Raw genomic sequence first — 25,513 nt, forward strand, 5'->3', positions numbered from 1 at the left:
TTTTGGCCTTTGGACTTAAGACTTACTCATGAAAACAATCATCCGCAACGGAACCATCGTTACTGATAAGCAGACATATCCTGCTGATATCCTCATTGAAAAAGGGACGATCAGCCGGATCGTTGAAAATCTGCCTTCTGAACCAGGCAGCGCCCAAGAGATTGACGCCAAAGCTTGTTATGTTCTGCCCGGCGGAATTGATCCACATGTACATATGCACTTGCCGGCTCCAGCCGGTTTTTCGTCTGATGATTTTTTAAGCGGCAGCCGTGCTGCTCTTATTGGAGGTACAACTACCATCATTGATTTTGTGACCCCAATGCGCGGCCAATCCATCACCGAAGCGCTTGATATCCGAAAAAAAGAAGCTGGTTCAGCGCTCACCGATATTATGTTTCATGTCAGCCCTGTTGAGTTCACTGAAAACACCGAAAAGGAACTGGAGCAATGTATTGAAATGGGCATCCGGTCCTTCAAGGTTTACATGGCCTATAAATCCAATATCGGGCTGAATGATGATGATTTGCTGAAGGTTCTGAAAATTGTTGGAAAAGCCAACGGAATCGTTGCCGTGCATTGTGAAACCGGCGATGAGATTGAGGTTTTACGAAACAAATATTTTGAACAGGGAAAAATTGAACCTAAATATCATGCCCTTTCCCGTCCACCTGAAACTGAAGCAAGAGCGGTTCGCAAATTGCTTGAAATGGCGAAGGAAGCTGGTTGCGCAGTTTATCTGGTGCATATTTCTTCTGCTTTATCACTGGAACACATCAGAAAAGCCAGGGAAGCCGGTCAGGAAGTATTTGCTGAAACCTGTCCCCAGTATCTCCTGCTGGATGATTCACTGTATGAAGGGGATTTTAGTCAGACCGCAAAATTTGTGATGAGCCCGCCGCTACGTAAAAAAACAGATAATGAAGCGCTTTGGAAGGCTCTTTCGGAAGGCTTGATACAATCTGTTGGAACCGACCATTGTCCGTTTACACTGGCTCAAAAAAAAGCCGGCCTGAATAATTTCCGCAAGATTCCAAACGGAGCCGGAGGCGTTGAGCACCGACTAGCTTTGCTTTACACTTATGGAGTGTTGGAAAACAGGATCACTTTGCAGCAATTTGTGAATCTGACCGCTGCGATGCCAGCAAAAATCTTTGGTCTCTATCCCCGTAAAGCCGCAATTGCCGTTGGCTCCGATGCCGACCTTGTGATCTGGAATCCAAACACCAAAAACATCATTTCAGCCAGCTCGCATCATCAGCATTGCGATCTCAATATTTACGATGGATTCAAAACAACTGGCAGCCCGGAGTATGTGATCAAAGGAGGAGAAATTGCGGCTCGAAAAGGGGAAATTAAAGTCCAAAATCCAGGATGCTATCTTGCAAACCCAGCCCGTCGGGGTTTCTAAAAACCTGACGGGGTTTTAAGAACCCGTTGGGGTTTCACAGCTATTCCACCACCAGTTTTCCCGATCCCAGCGCTTCTTTTTCATTTACGATCTGGTAAAAATAAAGCCCGGGTGTTAGTTGTTGAAGGCTGATTTGCTGATTGGTTTCCATTAACACGAATTCTTTCAGCAAACTTCCCATAACATTATAGATTTCAATTTTTGCAGGTAAAGCCGATTCCTTAAGTTCTACACTTAGATAATCCTTAACAGGGTTGGGGTACACCTTTACATCAGACGATAATTTTGCCTCTTCTAACCCAACGATAACCAGCGGGGTTCCCCATTCCACATCGCCTTTTTTATAATATACGAGGCTACGATAACTTTCTCCGAACCACCAGCACCAAAGGTATGGCCCGCCCAATCCTTTGTAGTATGCATAATCTGACATACAGCCATCATAAATCGCTGTATGCCAACATGTGTCACCATAATTAAAGAACCAATAATTTTCCTCCGGGATTATTTTGGCGAGATGTGTACCTGAGTACATTTTCAGCGAGTATGCAATTAGTTCCGAACCATAAGTAATTGTATCAATCCCCACTTCTCCAGGCAATTTATCAAAAATTGGATTAGGATGGATAATCTCAGGAATGGTATCGTGGATAAAAGTAAAGGTGTAATTGCCCTGATTTTTGTAATCCCTGCTGAAAATCCGCTCTGCATGATATACAATCGAATCAGGATAGTCAGTCCGCTCAAGATACCGCAAAATGAGTAGCTGGATGTCGGTTTCCTGCATAGTTTGTGACCAGTAACGTTTCACATGAATTTCATCTCCCGGCTGAAAATCATAAATATCCATCCAGGTAAAATCCTGAATCCCGGTTACAGGATCAGATAAACCTGAAATATCAAACTCAACTAAGTTTTCAAACTGTACCGGCGGATAAGAAGTGGGAAGCAGATCTGAGAAAATGGTATAATTCAAGGTTCTGACAAAGCCATAGTTTTTGCTTAATTTAATTGTGTAATTATTGATTAGATGATTCATTGGGTTCATTAATTCGTTATAAACCTGAAAGCCAATTGTTTTAACGGAATCTTGCAACCCCAGAAAACTCATTGTATCATGGTTAATCACAGTTGAAATTATGGATAGTTCCCCCTGGCGGTGAAACGTCGTCCAACTGTCATTCAATGAAGCTGCAGTATTGATGTAGATGCTATCACCGTCTCTGTTTAAGAAGATGTTAAAGCCGTCTTCACGGATGATAATCTTATCGCCAAGCCAGTGTGCCCCGTTAATGGTATAACACCAATAATCAACATCCTGAATGTTCCGGAATGGGATCAGGATTGAGTCAGTATCATAAGCAACCGAATCTATCCTCACAAAGCCATGATCGCCATTATACTGAAAAGAAGCAACCCTGTCCGAATTAACAGTCTGATAATTCTGCGATGCAACCTGGAAAACCAGGCTGAGAAATAAGATGGATAACAGGAATGGTTTTTTCATGATGAATGGGGGTTAATTTAAATCAACAAGGGGCTCGAAATATGTGACAGCTAACTTTGGCTTTACCCCTAGTCTGTCAGTAAAATTTTTCAATGAAGCCTAATATTGGTGAATGCTTACAAATATAGACCAGATCACCATAAATTGATGTAATAAATTCTCACAAATTCTTTGATTAGCAGTTTTCAAATTGATTTATAGAGTTCCAGAAAGCTTTTGAACTTGTGCCTCACCTTGTATTTTGTAATGAATAATCTTTACAAAGTGTATTCAATTATTCGTCAGACCGCTCGAAGCGGTCGGACGGGTAAGGTAGGCATAAAATCAGCCAGAAGTTTAAACCAACTGCCTCTCCTTGTTGCTGTCAATTATTTTGCCAAGCAACTCAGCTGGATTCGCCAAGCAGTTCGCCAGCATCATAGCGGCAATGATATAAGGTTTAAAACCGGCTTCCTGGTAAGTTAGCAGGCGGTATTTGTCAAACACAGCAGCGCTGACTTCGCCATGTTTGCACGAAACGTCTGAAATATCAGCCGGCAGACAATGCATGTACAGGGCTTTGCCATCGCGGCTAAGGCGCATCATTTCCTCATTGCATTCCCAATCCTGGTGTTTTGCATTATGAATAAGGCATTGTTGCTCAAGCTCGTGGAGGCCGTTCTTATCTGCCAGCTTCAGCAGTTCGGTGCGTTGCTGCATCACATGAAAAGGCGCCCAGCTTTTCGGGTAAACGATATCGGCATCCCTGAAAGCATCTTTCATGGAATGGCTGATATTAAAACTACCACCATGCTGGTTTGCGAACCCGGCTGCTGTTTCAGTGATTTCAGGGATCAGACCATAACCATCCGGATAAGCAAGTTCAACATTCATTCCAAAGCGGGTCATAAGTGCTATAATGCCTTGAGGAACGGAAAGCGGTTTGCCATAACTCGGCGAATAAGCCCAGCTCATTACAAGTTTTTTACCTTTCAGGTTTTCTACCGAACCAAAATGATTTTTCAGAAACAACAAATCGGCCATGCTTTGGGTGGGATGATCCATATCGCATTGCAAATTAACTATTCCGGGTCTGACTGGAAGTACGCCTTTTGCGAACCCTTCATCCAGCGAAGCCGCCACTTCGCGCATGTATTTGTTGCCTTCGCCAAGGAAAATATCATCACGTATGCCGATGAAATCGGCGAGAAATGAAATCATCTGGGCCGTTTCCCTCACGGTTTCTCCATGCGCAATCTGCGATTTTTCTTCATCCATGTCCTGAACCGCAAGCCCGAGCAAATTGGCTGCTGAAGCAAAGGAAAAGCGTGTTCGTGTTGATTTATCCCTAAAAATGGAAACAGCCAAACCTGAATCAAAAATCCGGGGTGAAATATTTTGCTGGCGCATCAATTTCAATAAATCGGCCAGTTCGAGGATCATCAATAAATCATCCTGGCTTTTTTCCCAGGTAAGCAGGAAGTCCTTGCCGTAGAGACTGGTATTGAGTTGGCTTAATCTTTCGATTCTTGTTTTCATGTTCTTTTCGTTGTTGTGATGCTGTGAAGCAGTGGTTAAGTAGTCAAGTAACCAAGTAGTCAATTAGTTTATTGGTTTATTGGTAGAGTGATGGAGTAATGGAGTAATGGAGTATTAGAGAAATGCAATGTTGGGATTTTATGAGAACACTTGCAAAGAGCGAGTCCCTCTTGTCGAAGGGGGTTAGGGGGATTGATATTGTCGTTGTATCTTTGAACATCAAATAAGTCCTAAGCTGCTACAAACAATAAGCAAACGCCGCATAAAACGCCGAGGCTGCCACTAGATCTTCTATGGGTACTTTTTCGTTCGGGGCGTGGGCCATGACTTCATTGCCCGGCCCGAAGCCAATCACCGGAATTCCATAAAGGCCGTTGATTGTAACTCCGTTGGTTGAGAAAGTCCATTTATCAATATTCGGATGTTTATTGAAAAGTTGTTGAAACGCTTCCACTCCCACTTTCACAATTTCATGGTCTTCAGGAATTTTCCAGGTTGGATAATACTTCTCCATTCCATATTTCAAGCCGGTGTATGCAGTTTCTTCGTAATGCAACAGTTCCACCTTTGCATCTGTTCCGGCAATGAGCTCTTCAATTTCCTTTACAGCAGATTCTTTGGTTTCGCCCCAGCTAAGGCGGCGATCGAGATGAATTCGGGCGTAATCAGCAACCGCGCATAGCGAAGGACTTCCTGAGATAATTTCTGAAATTGTAATGCTACCCTTGCCTAAGAAATCATCACCAGGTAAGTTTTCATTCAGTTTTTCAATTTCCAGCGCAATTCTTGAGGCCATATAAATTGCATTCTTCCCTCGTTCGGGTGCGGAACCATGAGATGAAACGCCGTAAAAATGTACATGCATTTCCATGCGACCGCGTTGCCCCCGATAAATTCCCAGGTTGGTTGGTTCGGTACTGATTACAAAATCAGGTCTGATGCCTGTTTCCTCAACAATGTATTTCCAGCAGAGGCCATCACAATCTTCTTCCATCACGCTGCCGACAAAGTAAATTGTCAGGTCTTTATTAAAACCCAGGTCTTTCAAAATACGACCGGCAGTTACAAACGCAGCCACACCGCCTTTCTGATCTACTGTTCCGCGTCCATGAACATAACCATTGCTGATTTCTCCACCCAACGGATCGAAATCCCAATTTTCGGTTCGCCCAAGATCAACTGTATCCATGTGGCCATCAATTGCCAGAATTCTTTTACCATTGCCAATGCGCCCAATCACATTGCCGAGGCCATCAATTATCACTTCATCAAAACCCGCTTCTTCCATCTGGCGTTTGAGTTCAAGCTGAACATCCTTTTCTTTAGCGCTGAGCGATTTTATGCGAACCAATCTGGAAAGGTTCTCAGCGGTATAAGCGCTGTATTTTGCTGCTGCATTGTTTATTTTCTGGTAAATGGTTTCCATGATAAAGGGGTCAGTTTAAAAATGAGAATGATTGTACTAATTCAAAGCTTACGATCCAGCAAAATTAGAAATATTAAGACTCCTGTCATTGGGTATTGGCGAAGATCTAAAACAAAAAAGCTCCCGTGAAGGAGCTTCCAGAAGTATGAGGGATCTTTTCTAAACTGCACCAGCTAGTTCAGCGCCAGCTTTGAACTTAACAACCGATTTAGCTTTGATGTTGATTTCTTTACCAGTTTGAGGGTTGCGTCCTTTGCGGGCAGCCCTTTTGGCTACTGAGAAAGATCCGAATCCAACGAGGGCAACGCGATCGCCTTTGGCAAGTGCACCGGTGGTGGCTTTTACGAAAGCTTCCAGGGCTTTCTTTGAATCGGCTTTGGTCAAGCCAGCTTCTGCTGCAATAGCATCAATTAATTCAGCTTTGTTCATTTTTTTAAATTTTAAATTAATACTCAATAATATCTGTGTGAAAAGTAAACGCAAATATACGCTATTTAGCGCCGAAATCAACTTTTAAGTGTCTGCAACCCGCGAAAATGTTAGTAAAAACATGGATTTGTTAATAAAAACCGTCGCTTTTGCCCGGCTTTTCATTCTAATCCTTATCAGGCGCAGCTTGTAGAAGGGCTATTCTACCTTCCACCCAGAATCAATTTTAAAGCCGTTGAGAAAGTTTTTTGTGTTCATGCGAGCCCTTCCGGCAAGCTGTACCTCCAATAATTCAATTGAGCTATCTTTAACAGCAACAAAAACCTGATTTTGGGAATTGACAAAGATATCACCCGGTTCGCATGGAGAAAATTCTTTGGCTGGCCGGGCACTGAATATTTTCATCTGAAATGTAGTCCCATCGGGCGATTTTAAGAAAGTAAATGCAGCAGGGTGCGGACTTAATCCCCTGATGCGGTTAAAAACAGCATCAGCATCCTGGCTCCAGTTGATATGGCAATCTGCCTTTAAAATTTTGGGAGCCTTTTTTAACGCCGGATAGTCCGGAATAAGCACTTTCTGATCCAGCAGTTTTATGCTGCCTTCACGAATTGCATCTACGGTTTTCAGCACCAGGGCAGCACCTTTTTCCATCAAACGATCATGCAGTTCACCTGCAGTCTCGGACAGAGCTATATGCGTTTCTTCCTGCATCAGAATTTTGCCGGTGTCAATTTCGCGGTCAATTAAGAAGGTAGTGATCCCGGTTTTAATCTCACCGTTAATAATGGCCCAGTTAATGGGAGCTGCGCCCCGATACTGAGGGAGCAGAGAAGCGTGTAGATTAATAGTCCCATGCTCAGGAAGGCGCCAAACCATTTCAGGAAGCATCCTGAAAGCAACAACCACAAACAGATCGGCCTGAAGGGCTTTCAAAGATTCGATGAAGGAATCTTCTTTCAACGATGTCGGCTGGAACAAGGCCATATTGTGTTTTTGAGCAAATTGCTTTACAGCCGAGAACCTCGGCTGTAAGCCACGACCGGCTGGTTTATCAGCTGCCGTAACCACGCCCACGACAGAATACCCCGCTTCATGCAATTCCTCAAGGGTTCGCACGGCAAACGGTGGGGTTCCCATAAAAACAACACGGAATAATTGGCGGGGTTTCATCATTGCTTTATATAAAAAAACCTGCCGCCAGCGACAGGTTCAGAATATTTTGCTGTGAATTAATCTATTTCATCTTTGCCTGGGCATGGGCGATAAACTTCTCAGCTTCGCGTCCTTCCTGGGTCTCGAAATGATCTTTTTTGAGCCTTTGGTAAATATCAATCGCTTTGTTCCATTCGTCCATAATCTCATACGTTTGTGCAGCTTTCATGAGATAAACAGGGGTAGAAAAATCGTTGACGTTGCTTTTAGAAGCTTTCAGATAATAACTTACAGCTTTTGATGGTTCATTAAGCTCAAGATAAGCATCGCCGATTGCTGCAGTAGCCATGTTGTTGACAAGGAAATCCTTACTACGGAATTTTTTCAGATGACTGATAGCCTCTTCATACTCCCCTGTTTTCAGGTAAATAACCCCGGCATAATAATTTGCAAGACGGGCTGTTTTGGTCCAGGAGTATTCGTCAATAATTTCTAGAAAGCCAGGGTAATTGCCATCGCCATTCAATGCCAGGTTGAGTGAATCACTGGCAAAATATTGTTCAGCTTTGAAAATAATTGCTTTTGCTTCATCTTCCCTGGGTTCGATCACAAATTTTCTGATGCCGAAAAACGCAAGCACAATCAGAATAATCACACCAATAACGATGGTAAGTGTTTTCTGGTTTTTCTCAATAAAAAGCTCGGATCTGCTCAAAGCTTCTTCAACTGCAGTGATGTTTTCTTCTGTTTTATCTTTCTTCTTGGCCATGGTTTTTTATTTAGCGTGCAAAAATAGATTATTTTTTGTTTAACAAAAGCAATTGGTTCAATTAATAAGCAGTGTTTGTTGAAACTTTCTTGCAAAACAGAAACATATTCCTTCACAGCTATTCAGTTCCTGCATCGGTTGCTTATGTGAGCCCAGACCCGGATATGAACCTGCTTTCAGCAACAACTCATTTTGTTTCAAGTTTTACCGATGAAACACAGGTTTATAAAGTTTATAACTATAATTTTGCAACCGTTAGCAATTAAAAACCAGCGGCTCAGCATGAAAAGAAATGGTGCGATTTTACTGATGTCTTTGGCATTCAGCATTACAATGGATGCCGCTGAGCCGCGTTGGCTGATACAGCAACGAACCATTATTCCTTATAGCAGCGTAAGTACCAGGCAGCTTCACATTTCAGGGCAAAAAATAAGGCTGCAGGAACAATCGCATACGCTGATCCTTGATTTGAAAAGCCTTGAATTATTTTTCATTTTGAACCCTCACGAATTATACTGGCAAGGTACGGTTGATGAATTCAGGCAAGGTTTTTCAACTCTGACACCAGGCCAGATAGCTGAGGCTGTCAGAGCAATGCCGGAATCAGAACGAGAACGCTTTAAAGAGTTCTTACTTGAATCCAGCAATCAGTTTAGCGAAGATGAGGATTTCTCAATTCATCGTGCAATCCCTGACATCATCAAAACCAATGATCTTGAAAGGATTGCCGGATACCGCTCATTCAAATACAGGGTTGTTTTTGAAGACGAAGTAGTTGAAGATATCTTTATTGCCCCAGCGGTTAAGCCAGGTTCCGCGTTCAGCATGAGCAGGTTTTATGAATACCTCCATAAACTTGCCATGCCCTCTGCCAGCAGTGCGTATGTTTTATCATCAGAGTATCTTAAATTACTTGAAATTGGCTTTCCGATGAAGTCAATCAAATACAACGGTTATGTGACAGAGATCAACGAGGTAACAGAAATCAAAAAACTTGTGCATTACCCGGCTTTGTATCTTCCACCGGTTAATTTCACAAGCACTTCATTGTCCGAAATCCTGCTGTTACAAATGAAAGACAGCATGGAAGAAAACGAGGAATAGTGATCCATCAGCATAACTTTCCATAATGAATGACGTGGTTCAAAATACAAAACTTCTTAACTACCTGCTTGAATTTATTTCTGATAACAAAAGAAACAAATTCGACGAGATAATCCGGCACCGTACGCGCTACCTCACCATTGTGCTGGAAGATATTTTTCAACCTCACAATACGAGCGCTGTGTTGCGCTCCTGCGACTGTTTCGGCATACAGGACATTCACATTATTGAAAACAGCAACAAATATCAGGTAAATCCTGATGTAGCTTTAGGTTCGAGCAAATGGCTCAACCTTGTTCAATACAATTCGTCAGAACACAACACGCGCAATTGTCTTGAGCAACTAAAATCAAAAGGCTACAGAATAGTCGCTACCACGCCACATAAGAATGGCTTTACACTTGATGAACTGCCATTGGATCAGAAAACAGCACTTGTGTTCGGAACCGAAATGCGCGGACTTACTACTGAAGCGTTGGAGATGAGCGATGCTTTCGTTAAAATTCCGATGTATGGGTTCACAGAAAGCCTGAATATTTCTGTTTCGGCTGCATTATGTCTCTACCATTTGACAGAGAAACTGCGAAGGTCGCCCGTTCAATGGCAACTTGATGAAACTGAAATCATTGAAACCAAACTTGAATGGGTCAGACAGGTAATAAAAAATGCATACTTGATTGAAACAAGGTTTCTTAAGGAACAATATTCCTGCAACTCCGGTTGAGAGGTTCACTTTATTTTGTACTTTTACGCCAGCAACTTATTTCGATAATTATAAAACATTGATTGTATGGGAAAAGGAGACAAAAAAACCCGCAGGGGTAAGATAATTGCCGGTAGTTTTGGTGTAAGCCGCAAGAGAAACAAGGGCAAATATAAGAAACCGGCAGTAGCAGAAGCTGAGGAAAAGACTAAAGCAGAGGCTAAGATAGAAGACAAGGTAAAGGAAAAGGTTGATGTTAAGGTTGAAGAGAAGGCTAAGGCTAAGGCTGAGGCTAAGGTAGAGGAAAAGGCAGAAGAAAAGACTAAGGTAGAGGAAAAGGCTGAGGCTAAGGCTGAAGACAAGGCAAAGGCAAAAGCTGAAGACAAAGCAAAGGAAAAGGTAGAGGAAAAGCCGGAGGCTAAGGAAAAGGTGAAGGCCGCGCCGGAAGCCAGTGAGGAACCAGCGAAAAAACATGATGCTAAAAAAGCTGCCGCCAAGCCTAAGGCAAAGAAAGAAGAAGAGGCAGAAGAAACTCCTGAAGCTGAGTAGCTGCTGATTTTTACTGTTGAAAACTTAAAAGATTAAGAATTCCGGGTTCTTCGTCTTTTTTTTGTGAACCCCCGTAAAAGTTAAAGATTTTCTAGCTTGGTAAAGTGAGTTTTTATTATTTCCCTGAACCGCTTGCCACGATGCTCGAAATTCATAAACCTATCGTAGCTGGCGGCTGCCGGCGATAAAAGGCATGAGCGGCCTTTGGCAGTTGATGTAATGGCTGCAGAGATCATTTCGTCGAAATCGTCGAACCATTGATAGTTATGTTGGCCCGGGAAACCGGATTCAAGCTCACTTTTAAGTCTTTTGCCGGCGTTGCCTGTCAGGAAGATATTCTTTGAAGAAATCTTGCCCAGATAAGTCGTTAGTTTGCTGTAATCAATGCCACGATCAAACCCACCTAGAATAAGTGTATCCACATCACCAATGGTTTCCAGCGCATAGATTACTGCTTCGGGGATGGTAGCAATGGAATCATTATAAAATTTGATCCCGCCAAACTCGCCTACAAACTCCATCCTGTGTTGTAATCCTTTAAAAGTATCCAGTGCGCTGCAAAAATATTTGCTTTCCACACCGGCGGTATGACAGGCAGAAAGTGCAGCAAGTAAATTCAACTGGTTGTGGTCGCCATTAAGAAATGTTTTACCGTTCAGATTGCAAATCTTTTCAGGCACAATACTTTTTTTCGCATACACCTCCCCTTCTGAAATAAAGGTGTGAACCCCTAATTCTTCATGCAGAGCATATGGCAGCAGATTTGAAACCGGCATTATTTCATGGATCAAAGCGGGGATCTCCAAATCATTGTAATGATATATAAAGAACTCGCCGGGTTTTTGCCACCTGGCAATATTGTATTTGGCCATTTGGTAAGCCTGATAGCTGGCATAATGATCGAGATGCTCCTGGTAAATATTCAGCAGTACGGAAATATGCGGTGAAACCTTTACCGCCTCAAGTTGATGTGATGACAGCTCAAACACAATCAACGTGTCATCTTTTATACGATCCAGCACATCAAACGGAGGCACTCCGATGTTTCCGATCAACAAAGTGTCCTTTCCGGCGGCAGTAAGCAAATGAAAAATAAGGCTTGCTGTCGTGCTTTTGCCTTTTGTTCCGGTAATACCAATGGTGCGATCACGAAAAACCTCAAGGAAAAAAGCGGTTTGTGAAGTAAGCTTTTGCGATGGAACATTGGCTGGCAATTGGCTTAGAGAAATTCCAGGACTTTTGATGATCAGGTCAAAGGAACCAAGGTTGGCAAGATAAGCCGGTCCCAATTGAAATTTAGTTGCGGCGTGTTTGAGTTCTTTGTCATTTGCCAATTCCTCCCGGCGATCAACAAGTGTGAAGATTTGTTCAGGAAAGAGTCTCCGAAGAAGCTTGTATGTGGATCTACCTTCGGCTCCCAGCCCCAGGATCACAACCTGTTTTCCTTCGATCCTGCTGTTAAGAAATTCTTTCATTCAGGCGGATTTTTAGCGTTTGAAGGAAATGATCAGGAATAAAATGCCGGGAATTGAATTGAGTTAGTAAATCCCTGAAAGTACTATCATTATCTGTTGTGTAGTTACGGCTCTGCTTGTAATGTTGCAGCAGAACCGGGAGATTATCAACGCGGTATTTTTTGAATGCGGCGCGAAGCGCCGCATTCACCTCATCAATGGTGCCGATGCAATCAAATGGTTTTTCCTCTTCCAGTCCACAAAGCTGATCGAAGTAGAACGACAAATTTGGATCATCCAGTAAAATGCTGCCAAAAATTTCAACAAGTTCAGCCGGCTCAAGAAAAGGGGAAAGGATAATAAAGGTAAAAAGGCATTTTGGGCATTTCCCGCACCAGATCCCAGTTTTGCTTCCTGCGTTGCAGCTTCTGAAAGCCGGATGATATTTATTGAAACCTGAAAAAAGCGCTGCAATCTGCAATTCGTTCAGCGGTCTGAGGAAACTGAAATAAGTGAAATCATCACTGATATAATTTGCACAATATTCCCTGAAATCCTTTTCAAAGTCATAGCTTTTAGAATACTGATGGTTGATCTCTGTTCCGGGAATAGTTGGCTCATTGGCGCTGCTTTCGTTGCTGAGCACAATGTTTTTCGATCCCGTCAAAGCAGCAGGGATCAGCGAATAAAAAGCCAATATAGCCGAAAAAGGCGTATGGCCGTTCATGAATCCCTGATCATTCAGTCGCAACAATTCCGGGTCAATGTTTCGTTTGATAATGATGGTTTGATCCTCTTCGAACCCAGCTACCCGGGCGACTTCCAGAGAAGCTTTGGTAGGGTTCAGAAAGAAAGGAATCACAGCTTTGTTTGCGCTTTGCAAAATTTCAAGCGTTACAACTGAATCTTTTCCGCCACCAATAGGGAGCAGGCTGGTGTCAGCGAGATCAATTGAATACTTTTCAGGACTTGAGAGAGGTTCACATACAAATGTCAAAAAATCATCAAATTGGGGCTTAATACCGTTGATGTGGAAAAATTCCCCCAGGCCATGATAATACAATTTCTTCCACCAGGCCAGCGCATTGGGTTCGAGGTAAAAAGATTTGATAATTATTTCAGGTGAGCAGCTTGCTTTCCAATAGCTGATCATTTCCACCATGCCAATATGAAATACAAGATTATCAAGGAATTCCTGAGGTATTGATTTTGAACAAAGACTGTTCAAAACTAGGCTAAAACTGGGTTCGAACCTGATTTTCCCGGAAAGGTTAAATGAGTATGTTACCTGAATTGTGTTCGCAGCATGCTCAATATGATAGCCTTCGTTCACAAAGTATGGAAATTCATGGCGTAAATGATCATAATTATTTTGAAGGTGCTTCATACAGAAATGGTATAATAATTGTTTACTTTTACCCTTGACAAACGAAATGCAAAAATAACAATTGCATAGCGCAAACGTTAAATAAACGATAGTTGACCTTAGCCATGTCAGCAAAAAAAGAAAATAAAAAAATCAGCCATATTCCTCCGGCAGTGGGTCGTATTCTTATTTCCGAACCTTTACTTCAGGATTTTTATTTCAGGCGTTCGGTGGTTTTGCTTGCCGATCACAGCGATGAAGGCACTTTTGGCCTGATCCTGAATAAACCGGTTGACGTGCGTTTCAATGATGTGATCAAAGGATTCCCAAATTTCCATGCACCGCTTTACCTTGGTGGGCCGGTTCAAACCAGTAACCTTTACTTTATCCATACCCTCGGCGATAAAATCGAAGGCAGCATGAAAATCCTCGACGGACTTTATTGGGGAGGAGATATAGAACAGATCAAGGAAATGATGACTTTGGATCAGCTAAATCCCTCCAATATTCGTTTCTTCATCGGCTATGCAGGTTGGGTAAGCAAGCAACTTGACCGTGAACTTGATGAAAACTCATGGGTAGTTTCATCTGCATCAACTGAGCAACTAATTCTTGCCAATCCTGATAATTTATGGCGCGATATAGTGAGGACTCTTGGTAAAGATTTCGTGCTATGGGCTAATTATCCACCAGATCCTTTGCTTAACTAAGGGCTTGTCAGTTTCGAATGATGGTTTTCCGCTGGCTTCAGCGTTTTCCGTTGGCTTCAGCAATCGAAAATTGGAATATAGCAGTTTGTGAGGCTTTAGCCACATTAAACATCTTTTCGGACAAGCCTCAAATATCCATTCTCACTCTACATTATTCAACAAGTGTATGGTCAATTTCTGAACCAAGCATACTGTGCGGGATCATGTAAACTGCCAGTAATACCACGAAGGCAATAATGACCCATAATCTTTCTGCCCGGTTTTTATACAACCGGTAAAGCGCTATAAGCCAGAATATAAATGAGACAGCTGTTTTATTGTCGGTGAGGTCAGTTCCAAACGGCCAGCCGGTCCAGTAAGCGCCAAAAGCAAATTTTTGCACAAACGGGCCGAGAACAATACCCCCGAAGAATAAGAAAATCACAGTTAACCAGGCTAGTTGATAGGTATTTTGACGTCTGAACAGGGCTTCAAAGCCTGTGCGCATGGAAAAGATCATGGCAAAAATCATACACAGGACATGCGGAATTAGTATACCTTTTGGTACAGCGCCTTTGTAGCGCATAACCACATGCTCGGCATTGAGTTGGGTCCGTTTTAGATTATGAACAAGAAATACATCGTACATCACCTTGCCGGCCGATGGTTGCTCCGGAATGTAGGCAACGAGGCTATCCCCGGCACGAACCATTGGGACCTCACTCCATGCGTCGTAACTTTTGTAGCGACGGTATTTTAATGCTCCGCCTATTTCAGGATTTTCAACTTTGACCCAAATTGCGGCATCGGCGCCGGTTTCATGGGTACGGATCAGGCGATATTTTATGGTTTCACCGGCAATTTCAACCTTGCCCCTTACAGGCTTGGTGGGGCCGGTGCGGCGCTGATAGATAAAGGTTGTAGTGGTTAAAATGATCGTAAGAGTCCAAAGTATGAAGGAGTTGACTTTCATTGGTTGCTTATTAATATTGATTTTTAATTGAGGGCAAATATAGGTAAAAGACCCAATTACCAAATTCAAAGTTCAAAATCCAAAGTCTAAAATTCAAAGTCCAAAATAATGAGGCAAAGTGCTGAACTGGATGTCATAGGCACGGAGCCATTCCCCCTTAGAAAAAAGGGGGTTAGGGGGATTTGTCAGTAATTGGCTGGAAAGTTTGAAGCGAACAACGGAACAATAGAACATTTGAACATGTGAACATCCGAACAATTGAAGTGAGAAAAGGTCAATCCCCCTGGCCCCCTTTTCCAAAGGGGGACGCGGCCAAAACAAGCATTTCAGCAAAACTGCTTCACAGTATCACTACAGCACAAATAACAATACATTACTCCATCATCCCACCAATTGACCAATTAACTAATTGACTACTAAACCACTGTAACAGCATCACTGCATCACAATCAACGAATAACCTCAACCCACCGTCCTCTACCATTTGAATGAATACTGCGGTCGTACATAGCCTCGAGCTGGGGAGCGGGAAGATAGAATTTGCCCAGGTAAGCCGCGGTGAGCGAGACTTTAAAAGTTTTCTTTTCCCTTGCGCCCAGGTCAAAATAAGTCATCACACGATCGTCGCGGATGTCCTGATAAGTGAAATGGGATGGATTAGAACCAGCCTGATCGAAAAGGCGGAGATTGCCAATTTCCCAACCCGAAGGGAAGACCTGTGTTAGCGCTATATCGGTGATGTTGCGGGTGTGCGAAGGATTGGTGACTGAAATCTCTGCCACAACATAATAGCCTTGCCGCAGCTGACTAACTTCCAGTGTTTTTCCGGCAGCATCGGTGTAGCGTATGCTTACCTGGATGTTGCTTTCGGAAGCAATTTCATCGCCGGGCGCGGGAATGCCCACAGCTAAAAGCCTGGCAAACAACACCGCTTTGCTGCGGTTTTCTATTTGTATTTTCCCTTGTAGGTTCGCAGTAGAAAGGCTAACGTCAAAAATCTTGGTTATTTCCTTAATATTCTTCTTTGCTTCATCATCCTGTTTTATACTTGCATTGATTTCATGTGAGGTTTTATCCCCACCAAGGAATTTCGATACTGCTAGCAGCGAATAAGCCGTGGTTTGTGTGCTCATCCACATATTGGAACTCAGCGCTTCGCTGAGTTGCTGCAATATCTCATATGCTTTTTCGCGTTCATTCAAATAGATCAGGGTTTCGAGGATCATCGCCCAATCGCGTTCCCTGGAACCATAAGTGTTCGAAAAATCAGTGTATTCTTTGATCTCCTTGTCCAAGCCCCGAATCATATTTTGTGCAACGCTTTGCTGGCCTATTAAAGCATATGCGGCAGCCAGTCGCCAGGTGGCGGCCAACGACAAGCCAGCACGTTCACGCAGGCGGTTCATGGCACCGGTTTCAGGGGTCTGCGCAAGCGCCAGCGTGAAAAGGCGGTAAGCCTGCACAAGATCGCTTTGGCGGTAGGCATAACGGGTTGCGGGTGTGGTCTGACCCCAGGCACGGGCTGCCAATTGCTGATAGCTGATCCACTGATTTTTGATTCCCGGAGAAATGGCATAGCCCAGCGCTTCGGCTTCCAGCATAAAATGGCCGGCATAACTGGTTGACCATTCATCGGTATAATTGTGTCCCGGCCAGGAAGTAAAACTGCCATCGGGCAACTGGAAAGAGCGAAGGCGCTGCAGCCCGTCTTTCACATTGATCTCAATGCGTTTTTTCTCCAGATCGTTCAGTGTGATCACCGATGAAATAAACAATTGCGGGAAAGCGCCCGACACGGTTTGCTCAAAACAGCCATGCGGATATCGCAACAGATATCGCAAGCGATTTGTGAGATCAATAGGCGGAATGGTGCTGAGTTCCAGGTTCAGACTGTTGGTTCCGGGCAAACCGAAAAGTTTATAATCCATTTCTTTGCTTTCAATGGCTTCAAGCAATATTTTCGTTGAAACGGTTTGTGTTGTGTTCGGATTGCGGATGCCGATCTCAATATCATGGGCAGCGCTGTGATTCCCCGAAACTGCCTTAACCTGAACAGCGCCGATACCGGTCTGCCTTTTGGTTCCAAACTCAAAAAAGATGGTTTGATCACCAGGCTCTTCGAAAAGAACGGTTTTCGTGAGCGAGCCGGAACTGAAAATATCACTTAGCTGAATGCTAACTTCCACGCTTCGTATCGCAGGTTCCATCGCAAAAACTGTTACAGGCAGGCTGAAAGTTTCGCCGGGGCCAAGCATACGAGGCAAGGTAGCCAGTAGCATCAAAGGTTTGCGCACAGGCGTTTGCTTATGAGCGAAACCATATGCTTTGGTGTTGCCGGCTATGACCATGGTTCGCACTGAACCCACGTACTGGGGCAGCTCGATCCTGAGTTCCTTCATTTCATTGGGTTTGATGGTGAAGGGGCCGAGGAATTTCACCACCGGTTTAAAACGGTTGGCCAGGTTCGCATCTTCTCCTTGTATAAACTCATCGTCGCCGCCGATGCTGAACATTTGTTCGAACCTGCCGCCGAAAGCGCCGATCACCTGATCGTACAAATCCCAAGTTTTCACACCGAGGGCTTCGCGGGCAAAGAATTTCTCCCAGGGATCAGGGGTTGCGAAGCGCGTGAGGCTGAGTAGTCCCTCATCTACGATAGCAAGGGTGAAGGTCATTTCCTGGTTGTTTTTTTCGCTGACTGTGACCTTGAAAGGCTTTTCCGGTTCCAGCACATCGGGCATTGCAATGACTGGTTGCAGGCGTGTGTCCGGGTCTTCCACCATCATGGGCAGGATGCCGTAAAGCCGGATAGGCAAATCATTGACGGTTTGCCCGTGAGGCTGCAACAAGCTTATGTGCACGTAAACATTGGGGATCATTTCACCGGTAACAGGTACTTCAACCACGGTTTCTTTCTCCTGGGTTCCCACCCTGAAAATATCAAGAATGCGCGAACCGTTCTCGATGCTTATAATGGCTGCACTGCCCGCTGCTGAAGGGAAAGTGACAAGTGCAACATCGCCGGGATTGTATTTCTCCTTGTCGAGGGTGAAGGTAAGCATGCTTGAACCTTCGGGTGCCGCACGGCGTGCACGACCTGCCATTGAAGGCCAATCGAAATAACGGATGAACCCTGTGCTATGGCCGCTGAGGTTATCGCTTGCCTTTACATAATACTGACCCCACAAACTATCGGGAATGTTAATGTTGCAGGAACCGCGGCCATTTGTTGCCACAACGTTATAACTAAATACAGGCACCCTGCTTTGCTGACGCATATAATGAGCCAGGTTGCGATCGTAAGTGCTCCACCACCAGTTCCAGTCTATTTTAAAAACTTCAACATAGAGGTTGCGCTCACTCCGCGGGTTTCCATCAAGATCAACAGAAGCTAGTTCAATGAGATGGTCGCGCCCGGTTTCGAGCATGCCGTACTGGGTTGTGGGCGGTGGTTTCAAACCCACATAGCTGTCGTAAGGTGAGAAGGGCGCTTCAAAGCCATCAATGCTGAAATCCCCGCCTTCTTCAAATACCCGGGTCGCAAAAAATGCAGATAACATGCCGGGGGCATTGCTGCTGCCAGGCATATCCACCATGAAACTTGTATTGCCTGTTTCGTCGAGCGTGCCATCAAAAAGGGTCTTTTCTTCTGTTATAAAAATTTTGGTAGGATCGGTAAATTGATAAGCGTTCCATCCAGAAAATTGAGTTCTGGCGGGGCTTAGCTTTACTTTTACATCAGCTTTGAGGTTTCGGGCTGTGGCGCCGTGCAGCCATTCGGCTTTGAGGGTGGCACGGGTAGCAGGCGCCTGTGTGATAATCTTGCGGTTAAAATCCAGCTCAATCTTGAGGCGGTTGGGTTTGATGCTTTCGATTTTGATCCGCTGCCTGAACTCAGCGCCGCCCACGCGTACCACTGCAGTCCAGTTGCCGGTGGGTGCATCATGGGCCGTACGGGTCGTAAAAGTATAAAAGCCATTCATGCCCTGGGTTTTGGTGATGCGGTCGTAGGTCTGACCCATGGGGTTGAGCAGCTCGAAGCTGACCGGATGGTTCTGCGGCAAAGTTTTCTGTCGGTCTTCGAGGATGAAGGTGAGGAAGAGCGTATCGCCGGGCCTCCACACCCCGCGTTCGCCATACATAAAGCCTTTAAGACCCTGCTGTACCACATCCCCTGAAACGTCGAAATTGCTCACGGGCAACGACAATCCTTCACCCACACGCAGGTAGGCGCGCTGTTTGGCGTGCTTTGCGATCACAAGAAAAGGCAAACCTTCGGGTTCGAGCACAAGCATGCCCTGATCGTTGGTGCTGCCTTCGGCGATAGGGCGGTTCTGAAAATTACGAACCTCCACCGATATGTTTTGCATGGGCCTGGCGCTGATGAGGTCAGTAACCAGCACGGTGAGCTTGCCATCGTTGCCCTGCTTGGCGATCACACCCAGATCGGAAGCGAGGATATTACGCGAAACATTGTGTTGACTGCCAAAATATTGCGGATAGCAGGGATCGCTGCGCCGCTGGTACCAGGTGTTATAATCACCTTCGTAATCCCAGTATTCATAGTAATAATCGTCATAATACCAGTACGTTTGACTGAAGTCATAAGCTTTGACTTCGCGCTCAAAATCGGCTTTATCCATAGCATCAATTTCCGACTGTGTGGGCAGTTCTTCCGATGTCGCACAGGGATAGGCGGAATGTATTTTTTTGAAACCCATCTCGATGCGGTAAATCGCGCCGGGGTCAGGCTCGATGAGGTTGGCGAGGTCAAGCGAAAAAGTATTCCAGCGGCCCAGATCAACGGGGGTGTCTTTGCCAAGCAATATGGTTTTTTTTAGTATCAGGCGGCCGGCGCGCTTAAGTTCATTGTTACCCCCCAGGTTGTTGGATTGCAGGAAATACGGAATGTTTTCCTCGTAGAGTTTTACAACACGTACTTCCACTGCCCGCAGGCTGATGGCTTCGAAAGGCAACAAGAGGCTGCCCGAATTCGGGAGGATAACGCCTTTGCCCGGCAGGCGCACTTCGGGTTTGGCGGGTTCAAAATTGATGCTTTCGCTGTGTTGTTTTGTCAGCTTTTGCCCAGCATAATTTCGCAATGCAGCGTCTATTACCATGTTGTGCGAACCGGTGAGGGGCGATGCAGGATGTATGGTGAGAATGTTATGGTTGATGGTGAAGAGTATGTTTCTTTGATCAACAATTTGTATCAGGCCGTCGAGGTTTTGCTTTTCGTCGAGCGGGTCGGAAAAGCGGCAGATGATGCTTTGGCGGGGGAATTGCTCCACCGAAATGTTGATGATGTCGAAAACATCTTTTGGGGGGATGTCAACGTCGTGGGTTTGGTTCACATCAAGGTCCATGGGTTTGCCACTGAATTGCAGGCGGAGTTTATAGCCCTGGTTTTGGCGTGGGACGCTGTCCACTTCAAAGCGGTGGATGCGGCCATCCGCTTCATGCATCCAGGTAACAGGCAGGGCATTGCCTTCGGCATTGACTTCCAGCATTTTTTGAATAATATCAGGACTGGTGTAATCTGCAGTTCGCAGCAGACCGCGGAGCAGGTAACAATCACTGCGGTTTTTGTGTTTGGAAACCAGTCCCTCTATTTCATGAATAAAACCCTGGCTTATGGTCTGGAAGCTGAAATCAAATGTTTTGGCATCCGCATCAATTCCCGGCAGCTCAGCCAGCAAAAAGCTTGCCTGGTAAATGGTGGAAGGCGGCAATGTTTTGGCCGGTTTGAACTCGATGGTGCGACTGTCGGCCCAAAAAGCCTCGCCCTCAATGTCAGGCTTAAAGCGGAAAACCTTTTTACCAACCGGTGTATTGGGCGCCAACAACTCAGGATAATCCTCAGCCAGCACCACACGAATGGCAGACTGCCCGGAAATAGTCCCAGAAGTAAAAGCCGCGATGGCGGGGTTAAAGACGGGGGTTTCTGGGGTTGCTTCTGTCGTTTCTGTTGGCGATTGCTTGCAAGTGGCAAATAATAATATCATTGCGATGGCAGCCAGGATGCTGAGGGAGGTAGGGAAGTGGGGTTTCATAGTGGGGAGGAATTGGTTTAGTTTTCACGGTAAAATTAATGAAAATGGAATAGCAGACTCGATTTTCGGGAAATTGCAAATATCCTGTCGTTAATCTGGGAAGAGTTTCTAAATTTGGGTTTTCAAAATTAAGCTTAGAGTCCAATCTAATTTACCTTTTGAGATAATACAATTATAATGCATTCATCCTGAATCGAAATTATTACCTTTTATCGCCACAGAGTAAAATCCGCCAATAAGGAGGGGGTTAGTGCATGTTTTGCACAATAAATTTCCAGATGCCGTCCCTGCCTCTTTCTTTAACATGCATCTCAAACATATAATAAATAATGCTTTTCGTGAAGGTGAAATCCAAAGGATCAGTTGTCGCAACATTTGCGACGACTTTGATGATGGCAAAGTTTACCAGGTGGAGCATTATAACCTGAATGTATAATTTAAGTAGGTTATCGGGTAAATCCATTCGTGGCGCCCAATTCCGCATCTGGGCAACGAAAGTGGTGAAAGAGAAGTTGCTGGAACTGGTGAACGTGGTGAGGTATATTGGAAGGATCACCGAAGGGAAAGCGCTGGAAAAAGAGGAAGCGGTTGGATTACTGCATTTTATTAATGATTACAGCCATGCGCTTGAGATATTGGATCAATATGAACAGACCCAAGTTCCAAGACTCAAGCTCCAAGCCCTAAATTCCAAGGTTTGTTCTAAGAAAGATTTTGCTTGCCTGCAGGCTGGAGATTTCTATGTGGGTTTTTCTATTGTGATCTACTGTTGCTACTGGGGTGAAGAAAAGTTCCTTGCCCCAAATCAAAAGGACATTTAAAGAAAGCTTATGCTTTAGCAACCAAACTTATCCTCCTTGTTATTTTTGGTAATTTTGCCCTTCTCAACTAACGATCAAACAAATGCAAAAAGAATTCTGGGATGAGCGGTTCTCAGTCGAAGAATATATTTATGGTGAAGAGCCCAGTGAATGGTTCAGGCAGATTATTGATGGCATGAAACCAGGCAGAATACTGATACCCGGCGCCGGAGAAGGCAGGGATGCCGTTTATGCAGCAAAACTTGGTTGGGAGGTTTACGCTTTTGATCAGAGTGAGGCCGGCAGAAACAAGGCCATGAAGCTGGCAGAAAAACACAAAGTAGCCATACATTATATTGTGACCGATGCAGCGGAATATGATCCGGGCAAGAATCAATTTGATCTGATCACAATGGTTTTCTTTCATTTGCCTTCGGATTTTCGTTCAGATTTTCATACCAAACTCATCCAATGGCTTAGACCCGGAGGAACAGTGCTGATTGAGGCATTCCACCTTCGACAGTTGAACAATACTTCCGGAGGGCCAAAAAACCCTGATCTACTGATTACGGCCAACCATCTTGCCAATGATTTCAAATTGATTGAGATCACAGAAAACCTGGAATTAACAGTTGAATTGAATGAGGGAACGCATCATCACGGACAGGCGGAAGTTGTCAGGTTCACAGGAATAAAAAGAAATTAAAACCGGCTCGCATGAATTACCAGGAAATCATAGATAAGATAGCGCTTGACGTTGAACCATTGCTATCGCAGGGCAAAGTGGCTGATTATATTCCTGCTTTGGCTAAGGTTCCGTTTGATCAGTTCGGGATGGCTGTTTGCACGGTAAGCGGTGAACTATATACTAGCGGACTGGCATTCAAACCATTCAGTTTGCAAAGTATTTCAAAGCTCTTCACCCTTACCATGACAATGGATCGCATCGGCGATGCACTCTGGCAACGTGTGGGCCGTGAACCTTCCGGAAACCCTTTCAACTCACTGGTGCAACTGGAATATGAGCATGGTATTCCCCGCAACCCATTTGTAAATGCAGGAGCGTTGGTAGTTACCGACTGCATTATTCTCGAGAACCATGATCCAAAGAATGACCTGCTAAAGTTTGTGAGAAGTTGTTCATGCAATCCAGGAGTTGAGTACGATGAAGGAGTGGCGCAATCAGAAAAAGCAAGTGGCCACCGCAATGCAGCCCTGGCTCACTTTCTGAAAAGCTACAACAACCTTGTAAACGAAGTTGAAGAGGTTCTTGATTTGTATTTCCACCAATGTTCTCTCAGTATGAACAGTCACGACCTTGCCCGTGCAACACTCTTTCTTGCCAACAATGGTGTTGACCCATGCACAGGCAACACCATCTGCGGACCACGACAAGCTAAACGCATCAATTCCCTGATGCAAACCTGCGGATTATATGACGAAGGCGGTGACTTCACATACCGGGTAGGACTGCCGGGAAAGAGCGGCGTTGGGGGTGGCATTATAGCCATCATGCCCGGGGAACTCACTGTTGCTGTTTGGTCGCCAGGGTTGAATGCAGCGGGAAATTCACTTGCCGGGATCATGGCGCTGGAGCTATTTACAACTTATACAGCCAAGTCAATTTTCTGATCAGGATTATTTTCTTGGAAAACAGACCATTCTTTTGCTTCTTACGTGGCCATATGAAAGCTTCTGATTTTACTGTTTTTTTGTCATCCTGAGTGTAACGAAGGATCTGATTTTGAAGCTTAGAAGAGATCCTTCACTGCGTTCAGGATGACAAGATACGAACTTTAGAGACATCCTTGGTTCTCGCTCCTTGGTTCGACAGCTTGGAGCGGTCAGATCGTTTGCGGCTTTCCGATCCGACCACTTCGATCGGTCTAATCGGTATTAATGAAAATCTTTGTTCATTATAACTTGTGAACCGAATGAGACAAAGCTTTACTTTTCATCAAGTCCGGGTCGGATAAAATCCATTGCATCCGGAAACAGTTCGTTACAACTGCGCCTGACTTTTTCGAGCCTGGTCAGAAACCAAAGCAGGCTGTCTTCTTCTTCGGGCATGTGATTGAGTATGATAGAGTATGCTGCAATTGACCTTTCAGTTGCAATAATGGCTATCTTGGCCGAACCAAGCATATCGTATCTTTCAAATTCATCGTCCGGATCGTCTTTGCCTATTGCGCGGCTTAGTTTTACCGCAATAAAAAACAAATACCAGCTAACTACGTCAACTGAATCAATAAACTTGCTTGCCTCATCCTCCGAGATCGCAGCTAGAGTTTCTGCGGTTTGCCTGATATTTTCCCTTTTCTGATTTAACCATTCATGAAGTTTCCTACCGTATTGGTCAGCGATTTCAACCACAGGATGTTTCAGCCTGTCACCCCTGGTCCGGGTTTTTGCTTCCTTCTTAATTTCATCAAGATCAATTCCCATCTCCACAGCATTCTTTTCAATCATTTGACTTATCTCGCCAAAAATGTGCGAGAGATGGGCGAAAAAAGCATCCGCATCATCATCTTCGTAAGGATGTTTTTCTTTGTATTTCTGTTCACTGTAATAAACCCTGCAGCGCTCAGTAAAACGGCATCTTTCGCACCATCGGTCGCAATAATTGTGAATGCCGGAGATAAATTTGGGCTTTTTCTTTAGCCTGGATTTATCCGATGGTTTAGATTTTTCAGGTTTTGGAGTCATTGGTTGTTGGTTAGTGATTTATATCTTTTCTTCCGATTCGACCGCTTCGAGCGGTCAGACCGTTGTAGCTTATCGGTAGGATCGCTTGGAGCGATCCGATCGAAGCGGTTAATATCTGCTACAAATATCAAAAAGCTTTTTCACACTGGCCTCATCACTCATATATCTGCAATCAGTTTTCTGCCGGTGTTCAAAGTATTTTTCTGTGATCCCATCCACTTCCTGTGAAAGTGCGAGCCAAACCGGAGTATCAGCGCCTTGTTCCGGTGTTTCATGGCCACCATATCCCAGGTTGTTGCTCAGCTTTGAGTTCACATCGCCGGGATGGCATGCATTCACGCTTATGTTTTTGCCTTGGTGCATTTCGGCAAATGAGCGTGTAAGCATCCGATCCGCCTGCTTGCTCTGACGGTAAACAGTATCGTTGTGATAATTGCGGCGTTTGAATTCAGGATCGCTTAGATCAAGGTCGCCCGCCCAATAACTTGCCACATTCACAACACGGGCGCCAGCGGCTTTTGCCAGATGTGGTGTAAAAGCATGGATCATACGAAAGTAAGCCAGCACATTTACCGCCCATTGCATTTCAATGCCTTCTTCAGTTTCGAGCCTTTGACGCGGTGTTGTGGATGCATTGTTTACCAGGATATGAACCGGTTCCGAAATCGTTTCTGCAAATGCTTCGATGTTCTTTTTCAACGAAAGGTCAAGCAAGCCTTCAATTATTTCAGTATTGCCGGATTGTTTTCTGACATCCTCAGCGGCATTCCGGAGCATTACCGGATCACGGCCAAGCATAATAACTCTATAGTTGAGCGTTTTGGCGATGCCATTTGCAATGGCTTTTCCGATGGTGCCGTAAGCGCCGGTAACGATTGCTATTTTCATGGGCTTAGTGTGTTAA

General features: G+C 44.6%; 21 protein-coding genes. 8 read left to right on the forward strand and 13 right to left on the reverse strand.

Annotated features, from left to right (window positions below):
- Positions 1-28: 28 nt before the first annotated feature.
- Positions 29-1,408 (forward strand): dihydropyrimidinase, encoded by a 1,380-nt coding sequence (gene hydA, locus IH597_15765; GenBank protein ID MBE0663914.1) that lies wholly within the window; start codon positions 29-31, stop codon positions 1,406-1,408.
- 40 nt (positions 1,409-1,448) lie between these two features.
- Here hydA and IH597_15770 read toward each other — a convergent pair whose 3' ends face one another.
- The 6 genes from IH597_15770 to IH597_15795 all read right to left on the reverse strand — a co-directional run bounded on the left by IH597_15770 (position 1,449) and on the right by IH597_15795 (position 8,212).
- Positions 1,449-2,915: a T9SS type A sorting domain-containing protein gene (locus IH597_15770; GenBank protein MBE0663915.1), complete on the reverse strand. Its 1,467-nt coding sequence runs from the start codon at positions 2,913-2,915 to the stop codon at positions 1,449-1,451.
- Between the two features lie 336 nt (positions 2,916-3,251).
- The gene (gene ygeW / locus IH597_15775; protein ID MBE0663916.1) at positions 3,252-4,433 is read right to left on the reverse strand and encodes a knotted carbamoyltransferase YgeW; all 1,182 of its coding nucleotides are present in this window, start codon (positions 4,431-4,433) and stop codon (positions 3,252-3,254) included.
- 238 nt (positions 4,434-4,671) lie between these two features.
- Positions 4,672-5,859: a YgeY family selenium metabolism-linked hydrolase gene (locus tag IH597_15780; protein MBE0663917.1), complete on the reverse strand. Its 1,188-nt coding sequence runs from the start codon at positions 5,857-5,859 to the stop codon at positions 4,672-4,674.
- A 159-nt stretch (positions 5,860-6,018) separates the two neighbouring features.
- On the reverse strand, positions 6,019-6,288 hold the full coding sequence (locus tag IH597_15785; protein ID MBE0663918.1) for an HU family DNA-binding protein: 270 nt from the start codon (positions 6,286-6,288) through the stop codon (positions 6,019-6,021).
- Positions 6,289-6,486: 198 nt separating this feature from the next.
- Complete coding sequence (locus IH597_15790; GenBank protein MBE0663919.1) at positions 6,487-7,461, reverse strand: methionyl-tRNA formyltransferase; 975 nt, start codon at positions 7,459-7,461, stop codon at positions 6,487-6,489.
- Between the two features lie 64 nt (positions 7,462-7,525).
- Complete coding sequence (locus IH597_15795; protein MBE0663920.1) at positions 7,526-8,212, reverse strand: tetratricopeptide repeat protein; 687 nt, start codon at positions 8,210-8,212, stop codon at positions 7,526-7,528.
- 282 nt (positions 8,213-8,494) lie between these two features.
- Between IH597_15795 and IH597_15800 the strand changes: the two genes are divergently transcribed.
- The 3 genes from IH597_15800 to IH597_15810 all read left to right on the forward strand — a co-directional run bounded on the left by IH597_15800 (position 8,495) and on the right by IH597_15810 (position 10,568).
- The gene (locus IH597_15800) at positions 8,495-9,316 is read left to right on the forward strand and encodes a hypothetical protein (GenBank protein MBE0663921.1); all 822 of its coding nucleotides are present in this window, start codon (positions 8,495-8,497) and stop codon (positions 9,314-9,316) included.
- A gap of 25 nt (positions 9,317-9,341) precedes the next feature.
- The gene (locus tag IH597_15805; protein ID MBE0663922.1) at positions 9,342-10,040 is read left to right on the forward strand and encodes an RNA methyltransferase; all 699 of its coding nucleotides are present in this window, start codon (positions 9,342-9,344) and stop codon (positions 10,038-10,040) included.
- Between the two features lie 66 nt (positions 10,041-10,106).
- Positions 10,107-10,568 (forward strand): 30S ribosomal protein THX, encoded by a 462-nt coding sequence (locus tag IH597_15810; GenBank protein MBE0663923.1) that lies wholly within the window; start codon positions 10,107-10,109, stop codon positions 10,566-10,568.
- 80 nt (positions 10,569-10,648) lie between these two features.
- On the opposite strand, the gene murD is transcribed toward IH597_15810, so the two are convergent.
- Positions 10,649-12,043, reverse strand: a complete 1,395-nt coding sequence (gene murD, locus IH597_15815) for a UDP-N-acetylmuramoyl-L-alanine--D-glutamate ligase (protein ID MBE0663924.1) — start codon at positions 12,041-12,043, stop codon at positions 10,649-10,651.
- Positions 12,027-13,409, reverse strand: a complete 1,383-nt coding sequence (locus IH597_15820) for a hypothetical protein (GenBank protein ID MBE0663925.1) — start codon at positions 13,407-13,409, stop codon at positions 12,027-12,029. Before IH597_15820 ends, murD begins: the two co-directional genes overlap by 17 nt.
- Positions 13,410-13,513: 104 nt before the next feature.
- Between IH597_15820 and IH597_15825 the strand changes: the two genes are divergently transcribed.
- Positions 13,514-14,098 carry a YqgE/AlgH family protein gene (locus IH597_15825; GenBank protein ID MBE0663926.1) on the forward strand — a complete coding sequence of 195 codons (585 nt, stop codon included), beginning with the start codon at positions 13,514-13,516 and terminating at the stop codon, positions 14,096-14,098.
- Between the two features lie 151 nt (positions 14,099-14,249).
- Here the strand turns inward: IH597_15825 and IH597_15830 are convergent, their stop codons facing one another.
- The 3 genes from IH597_15830 to IH597_15840 form a co-directional block, all read right to left on the reverse strand.
- Positions 14,250-15,050: a hypothetical protein gene (locus IH597_15830; protein ID MBE0663927.1), complete on the reverse strand. Its 801-nt coding sequence runs from the start codon at positions 15,048-15,050 to the stop codon at positions 14,250-14,252.
- A 449-nt stretch (positions 15,051-15,499) separates the two neighbouring features.
- Complete coding sequence (locus IH597_15835) at positions 15,500-21,103, reverse strand: hypothetical protein (protein MBE0663928.1); 5,604 nt, start codon at positions 21,101-21,103, stop codon at positions 15,500-15,502.
- A 247-nt stretch (positions 21,104-21,350) separates the two neighbouring features.
- Positions 21,351-21,521, reverse strand: a complete 171-nt coding sequence (locus tag IH597_15840) for a hypothetical protein (protein ID MBE0663929.1) — start codon at positions 21,519-21,521, stop codon at positions 21,351-21,353.
- 10 nt (positions 21,522-21,531) lie between these two features.
- Here IH597_15840 and IH597_15845 point away from each other — a divergent pair, with 10 nt between their 5' ends.
- From IH597_15845 to IH597_15855, 3 genes are all read left to right on the forward strand, one after another.
- Positions 21,532-21,924 carry a hypothetical protein gene (locus tag IH597_15845; protein ID MBE0663930.1) on the forward strand — a complete coding sequence of 131 codons (393 nt, stop codon included), beginning with the start codon at positions 21,532-21,534 and terminating at the stop codon, positions 21,922-21,924.
- Between the two features lie 82 nt (positions 21,925-22,006).
- A complete protein-coding gene (locus IH597_15850) occupies positions 22,007-22,609 on the forward strand; it encodes a class I SAM-dependent methyltransferase (protein ID MBE0663931.1) in 603 nt (200 codons plus the stop codon).
- Between the two features lie 11 nt (positions 22,610-22,620).
- A complete protein-coding gene (locus tag IH597_15855; protein ID MBE0663932.1) occupies positions 22,621-23,535 on the forward strand; it encodes a glutaminase in 915 nt (304 codons plus the stop codon).
- Between the two features lie 315 nt (positions 23,536-23,850).
- On the opposite strand, the gene IH597_15860 is transcribed toward IH597_15855, so the two are convergent.
- A complete protein-coding gene (locus IH597_15860) occupies positions 23,851-24,609 on the reverse strand; it encodes a hypothetical protein (protein MBE0663933.1) in 759 nt (252 codons plus the stop codon).
- A 108-nt stretch (positions 24,610-24,717) separates the two neighbouring features.
- Positions 24,718-25,497 (reverse strand): SDR family NAD(P)-dependent oxidoreductase, encoded by a 780-nt coding sequence (locus tag IH597_15865; GenBank protein ID MBE0663934.1) that lies wholly within the window; start codon positions 25,495-25,497, stop codon positions 24,718-24,720.
- Positions 25,498-25,513 lie beyond the last annotated feature (16 nt).

The sequence above is a fragment of the Bacteroidales bacterium genome, assembly GCA_014860575.1.
Taxonomy (GTDB): Bacteria; Bacteroidota; Bacteroidia; order Bacteroidales; family JAAYJT01; genus JAAYJT01.

What these genes read in the sequence shown, in the direction of transcription:
- hydA (MBE0663914.1), top strand. Translation starts at nt 29, where the DNA reads ATGAAAACAATCATCCGCAACGGAACCATCGTTACTGATAAGCAGACA.
- IH597_15770 (MBE0663915.1), bottom strand. Translation starts at nt 2,915, where the DNA reads ATGAAAAAACCATTCCTGTTATCCATCTTATTTCTCAGCCTGGTTTTC.
- ygeW (MBE0663916.1), bottom strand. Translation starts at nt 4,433, where the DNA reads ATGAAAACAAGAATCGAAAGATTAAGCCAACTCAATACCAGTCTCTAC.
- IH597_15780 (MBE0663917.1), bottom strand. Translation starts at nt 5,859, where the DNA reads ATGGAAACCATTTACCAGAAAATAAACAATGCAGCAGCAAAATACAGC.
- IH597_15785 (MBE0663918.1), bottom strand. Translation starts at nt 6,288, where the DNA reads ATGAACAAAGCTGAATTAATTGATGCTATTGCAGCAGAAGCTGGCTTG.
- IH597_15790 (MBE0663919.1), bottom strand. Translation starts at nt 7,461, where the DNA reads ATGAAACCCCGCCAATTATTCCGTGTTGTTTTTATGGGAACCCCACCG.
- IH597_15795 (MBE0663920.1), bottom strand. Translation starts at nt 8,212, where the DNA reads ATGGCCAAGAAGAAAGATAAAACAGAAGAAAACATCACTGCAGTTGAA.
- IH597_15800 (MBE0663921.1), top strand. Translation starts at nt 8,495, where the DNA reads ATGAAAAGAAATGGTGCGATTTTACTGATGTCTTTGGCATTCAGCATT.
- IH597_15805 (MBE0663922.1), top strand. Translation starts at nt 9,342, where the DNA reads ATGAATGACGTGGTTCAAAATACAAAACTTCTTAACTACCTGCTTGAA.
- IH597_15810 (MBE0663923.1), top strand. Translation starts at nt 10,107, where the DNA reads ATGGGAAAAGGAGACAAAAAAACCCGCAGGGGTAAGATAATTGCCGGT.
- murD (MBE0663924.1), bottom strand. Translation starts at nt 12,043, where the DNA reads ATGAAAGAATTTCTTAACAGCAGGATCGAAGGAAAACAGGTTGTGATC.
- IH597_15820 (MBE0663925.1), bottom strand. Translation starts at nt 13,409, where the DNA reads ATGAAGCACCTTCAAAATAATTATGATCATTTACGCCATGAATTTCCA.
- IH597_15825 (MBE0663926.1), top strand. Translation starts at nt 13,514, where the DNA reads ATGTCAGCAAAAAAAGAAAATAAAAAAATCAGCCATATTCCTCCGGCA.
- IH597_15830 (MBE0663927.1), bottom strand. Translation starts at nt 15,050, where the DNA reads ATGAAAGTCAACTCCTTCATACTTTGGACTCTTACGATCATTTTAACC.
- IH597_15835 (MBE0663928.1), bottom strand. Translation starts at nt 21,103, where the DNA reads ATGAAACCCCACTTCCCTACCTCCCTCAGCATCCTGGCTGCCATCGCA.
- IH597_15840 (MBE0663929.1), bottom strand. Translation starts at nt 21,521, where the DNA reads ATGCTCCACCTGGTAAACTTTGCCATCATCAAAGTCGTCGCAAATGTT.
- IH597_15845 (MBE0663930.1), top strand. Translation starts at nt 21,532, where the DNA reads ATGTATAATTTAAGTAGGTTATCGGGTAAATCCATTCGTGGCGCCCAA.
- IH597_15850 (MBE0663931.1), top strand. Translation starts at nt 22,007, where the DNA reads ATGCAAAAAGAATTCTGGGATGAGCGGTTCTCAGTCGAAGAATATATT.
- IH597_15855 (MBE0663932.1), top strand. Translation starts at nt 22,621, where the DNA reads ATGAATTACCAGGAAATCATAGATAAGATAGCGCTTGACGTTGAACCA.
- IH597_15860 (MBE0663933.1), bottom strand. Translation starts at nt 24,609, where the DNA reads ATGACTCCAAAACCTGAAAAATCTAAACCATCGGATAAATCCAGGCTA.
- IH597_15865 (MBE0663934.1), bottom strand. Translation starts at nt 25,497, where the DNA reads ATGAAAATAGCAATCGTTACCGGCGCTTACGGCACCATCGGAAAAGCC.